Annotated in this window: 3 protein-coding genes; all 3 read right to left on the bottom strand. The window is 68.7% G+C overall.

All coding sequences use genetic code 11. The annotated features are described in order from the left end of the window. Positions 1 to 113: adenosylhomocysteinase (locus ABT116_RS40140; protein WP_351644931.1), on the bottom strand; the 113-nt coding region annotated here is incomplete at its 3' end. Then, positions 94 to 984, bottom strand: a complete 891-nt coding sequence (gene metF, locus ABT116_RS40135) for a methylenetetrahydrofolate reductase [NAD(P)H] (RefSeq protein WP_351644927.1) — start codon at positions 982 to 984, stop codon at positions 94 to 96. The genes metF and ABT116_RS40140, both read right to left, overlap by 20 nt. After that, positions 981 to 4,266: methionine synthase (gene metH / locus ABT116_RS40130; RefSeq protein WP_351644924.1), on the bottom strand; the 3,286-nt coding region annotated here is incomplete at its 5' end. The genes metF and metH, both read right to left, overlap by 4 nt.

The following is a 4,266-nucleotide window of genomic DNA, read 5'->3' as shown; positions in this document are numbered from 1 at the left end:
GCCATCAGGCCCGGCATCTCGTGCTCGGCGAGGGTGATCTCCTTGCGGCCGAACTCGGCCAGGGAGAGGTCGGCGACCTTGAAGTTCGCTGCGTCAGTCGTGGACGAGGACACGTGTGCTCCTTGCGTTCGGTACGGCGTCCGCTGCCGAGCCCAGGACGTTGCGGTGGATCTCGAGCGTGGCGGTGGACTTGTTGAGGGTGATGTAGTGCAGTCCCGGGGCCCCTTCGGCGAGCAGACGTCGGGCCATGGCGGTGGCGTGTTCGACCCCGATGGCGTGACCGTCGGCCGGGCGGTCGCGGGCGGCTTCCAGACGGTGGGCGAGGTGCTCGGGGAATGCCGCTCCGGACAGTTCGGCGAAGCGGCGGATCTGGCGTACGTCGGTGGCGGGCATGATCTCCGGGATGATCGGGGTGTCACAGCCCGCGGCCGTCACCCGGTCCCGCAGCCGCAGGTAGTCCTCGACATCGAAGAACATCTGCGTGATCGCGTAGTCGGCGCCCGAGCGGCACTTGGCCACGAAGTGCCTGATCTCGGAATCCCAGTCGGGCGAGCGCGGGTGGCGCTCCGGGAAGGCGGCCACCCCGATGGTGAACTCGCCCAGCGAGCGCACGAGTTCCACCAGCTCGACGGCGTGCGTCAGACCCTGCGGGTGGGGGACCCAGGGGGCGTTCGGGTTGCCGGGCGGGTCACCTCGCAGCGCCAGGACGTCGCGGATGCCGGCGTCGGCGTACTGGCCGATGATGCGCCGCAGTTCGGCCGCCGAGTGGCCCACGGCGGTCAGGTGGGCGACCGGGCGGAGGGTGGTCTCGGCGGCGATGCGGCGGGTGACTTCGACGGTACGCTCGCGGGACGAACCGCCGGCACCGTAGGTCACGGACACGAAGTCCGGGCGCAGGGCCTCGACCCGGCGGATCGCGTCCCACAGAGCGCGGGTGCCGTTGTCGGTCTTGGGCGGGAAGAACTCGAAGGAGAACGTCGTCATGCGCGGACTCCCGTGTTGAAGTACGTCGCTTCGGGGTGGTGGACGACGATGGCGTCGGTGGACTGTTCGGGGTGGAGCTGGAACTCCTCGGAGAGCTGGACGCCGATCCGTTCCGGCTCCAGCAGGTAGGCGATCTTCGCGCGGTCCTCCAGGTCGGGGCAGGCGCCGTAACCGAGGGAGAAGCGCGCGCCGCGGTAGCGCAGAGCGAACATGTCCTCCATGACGGCGGGGTCCTCGCCGGCGAAGCCGAGTTCGCCGCGCACCCGGGCGTGCCAGTACTCGGCCAGGGCTTCGGCCAGTTGTACGGACAGGCCGTGCAGTTCGAGGTAGTCACGGTAGGAATGGGACTCGAAGAGCCCGGCCGTGGCGGCGCCGATCTTCGAGCCGACTGTGACGACCTGCAGGCCCACCACGTCCGTCTCGCCGGACTCCTCGGGGCGGAAGAAGTCGGCCAGGCACAGCCGGCGGCCGCGCCGCTGGCGGGGGAAGGTGAAGCGGGTCCGTTCCGTGCCCTGCTCGTCCAGCAGGATCAGGTCGTCGCCCTTGGACACACACGGAAAGTATCCGTAGACCACGGCGGCCTCGAGGAGGTTCCTGGTCTGCAGTTCGTCCAGCCAGCCGCGCAGGCGCGGGCGCCCCTCGGTCTCGACGAGCTCCTCATAGGTGGGCCCCTCGCCGGTGCGGTTCTGCTTCAGGCCCCACTGACCCTTGAACAGGGCGCCCTCGTCCAGCCAGGCCGCGTACTCCTTGAGCTGGATGCCCTTGACGACACGGGTGCCGAAGAACGGCGGGGTGGGCACCGGGTTGTCCACGGCCACGTCCGAGCGCACCGGGCCCCGCGCCTCGTCGGCCTGCAGGACCCGCGCGGTCGCCTTCGTCGGCACGCGGCGCTGCTTGAGTTCGGGCAGGCCGGCACCGGGCACACCACGCTTGACGGCGATCAGCGCGTCCATCAGGCGCAGCCCCTCGAAGGCGTCCCGGGCGTAGCGGACCTCGCCGTCGTAGATCTCGTGCAAGTCCTGTTCCACGTAGGCACGGGTCAGGGCGGCGCCGCCGAGGATGACCGGGAAGTCGGCGGCCATCTTGCGCTGGTTGAGCTCCTCCAGGTTCTCCTTCATGATCACCGTGGACTTCACCAGCAGCCCGGACATGCCGATCACGTCCGCGCGGTGCTCCCGGGCGGCGTCCAGGATGGCCGAGACGGGCTGCTTGATGCCCAGGTTGATCACGTGGTAGCCGTTGTTGGACAGGATGATGTCGACCAGGTTCTTGCCGATGTCATGGACGTCGCCGCGGACCGTGGCCAGCACGATGGTGCCCTTGCCCTCGGCGTCGGACTTCTCCATGTGCGGTTCGAGATACGCGACGGCGGACTTCATCACCTCGGCGGACTGCAGCACGAACGGCAGCTGCATCTGTCCCGACCCGAACAGCTCCCCGACGACCTTCATGCCCTCGAGGAGGGTGTTGTTGACGATGTCCAGGGCGGGCGTGGCCAGGAGGGCCTCATCCAGGTCGGCCTCCAGGCCGTTCTTCTCGCCGTCGACGATGCGCCGCCGGAGCCGTTCATCCAGCGGCAACGCGGCCAGTTCCTCGGCCTTTCCCGCCTTCAGCGACGTGGCGGTGGCCCCTTCGAACAGCGCCATCAGCTTCTGCAGCGGGTCGTAGTCGCCGCCACGCCGGTCGTAGATCAGGTCCAGCGCGGTGTTGATCTGTTCCTCGTCGAAACGGGCGATCGGCAGAATCTTCGAGGCGTGCACGATCGCGGTGTCCAGGCCTGCCTTGACACACTCGTCCAGGAAGACGGAGTTGAGCAGGATCCGGGCGGCAGGGTTCAGACCGAAGGAGATGTTCGACAGGCCGAGCGTGGTCTGCACCTGCGGATGGCGACGCTTCAGCTCCCTGATCGCCTCGATGGTGTGGACGCCGTCCTTGCGGGACTCCTCCTGACCGGTGCAGATGGTGAAGGTCAGGGTGTCGATGAGGATGTCCGATTCACGGATCCCCCAGGTGCCGGTCAGATCAGCGATGATCCGCTCCGCGATGGCCACCTTGTCCTCGACGGTGCGGGCCTGGCCCTCCTCGTCGATGGTCAGGGCGATCAGCGCGGCGCCGTGCTCCCTGGCCAGTTGCGTGACCTGCGCAAAACGCGACTCGGGTCCGTCACCGTCCTCGTAGTTCACCGAGTTGATGACCGCGCGTCCTCCGAGCTTCTCCAACCCGGCCCGGATCACCTCCACTTCGGTGGAGTCCAGCACGATCGGCAGCGTCGAGGCAGTGGCGAAACGCCCGGCCAGCTCCGCCATGTCGGCCACACCGTCCCGGCCCACGTAGTCCACGCACAGATCCAGCATGTGCGCGCCCTCACGGATCTGCTCGCGGGCCGACTCCACGCAGTCGTCCCAGCGGCCCTCGAGCATGGCCTCGCGGAACTTCTTCGATCCGTTGGCGTTGGTGCGCTCACCGATCGCCATGTAGGAGGTGTCCTGCCGAAAGGGCACCGTCTGATACAGCGACGCCGCACCCGGCTCCGGCCGTGGCTCCCGCTCGGCCGGAACCATCCCTCGCACCCGCTCGACCACCTGACCCAGATGCTCGGGTGTCGTACCGCAGCAGCCACCCACCAGCGACAGCCCGTACTCGCCGACGAACGTCTCCTGCGCATCGGCGAGCTCGGCGGGGGTGAGCGGATAGTGGGCGCCGTCCTTGCCGAGCACCGGCAGGCCGGCGTTGGGCATGCACGCCAGCGGTACCCTCGAGTGCCGGGCCAGATAGCGCAGATGCTCGCTCATCTCGGCCGGGCCGGTCGCACAGTTCAGGCCGATCATGTCGATGCCCAGGGGCTCCAGCGCGGTCAGCGCCGCCCCGATCTCGGAGCCGAGCAGCATGGTGCCGGTCGTCTCCACCGTCACCGAGCAGATCACCGGCAGGTCGGCACCCGTTGCCTCCAGCGCGCGCCGGGCCCCCAGGACCGCTGCCTTGGTCTGCAGCAGATCCTGCGTCGTCTCCACCAGCAAAGCGTCCGCACCACCGGCGATCATGCCCTCGGCGTTCTGCTGGTAGGCGTCGCGCAACGTCACGTACGGGGCATGGCCCAGAGTCGGAAGCTTCGTGCCGGGGCCCATCGACCCCAGCACCCAGCGCTGCCGCCCGCTCGACACGGTGAACTCGTCGGCCACCTCACGGGCGATCCGGGCGCCGGCCTCGGACAGCTCGAAGACCCGTTCCGCGATGTCGTACTCGCCCAGAGCCGCGAAATTCGCCCCGAAGGTGTTGGTCTCC

This window comes from Streptomyces sp. NPDC002130 (assembly GCF_040296465.1).
Lineage (GTDB): Bacteria > Actinomycetota > Actinomycetes > Streptomycetales > Streptomycetaceae > Streptomyces.
Note: the sequence above shows the minus strand (reverse complement) of the source record. Positions and strands in the feature narration are given on the sequence as shown.

Bases quoted from the DNA above. Each gene is read 5' to 3' on its own strand.
- metF (WP_351644927.1), bottom strand. From the start codon at position 984: ATGACGACGTTCTCCTTCGAGTTCTTCCCGCCCAAGACCGACAACGGC.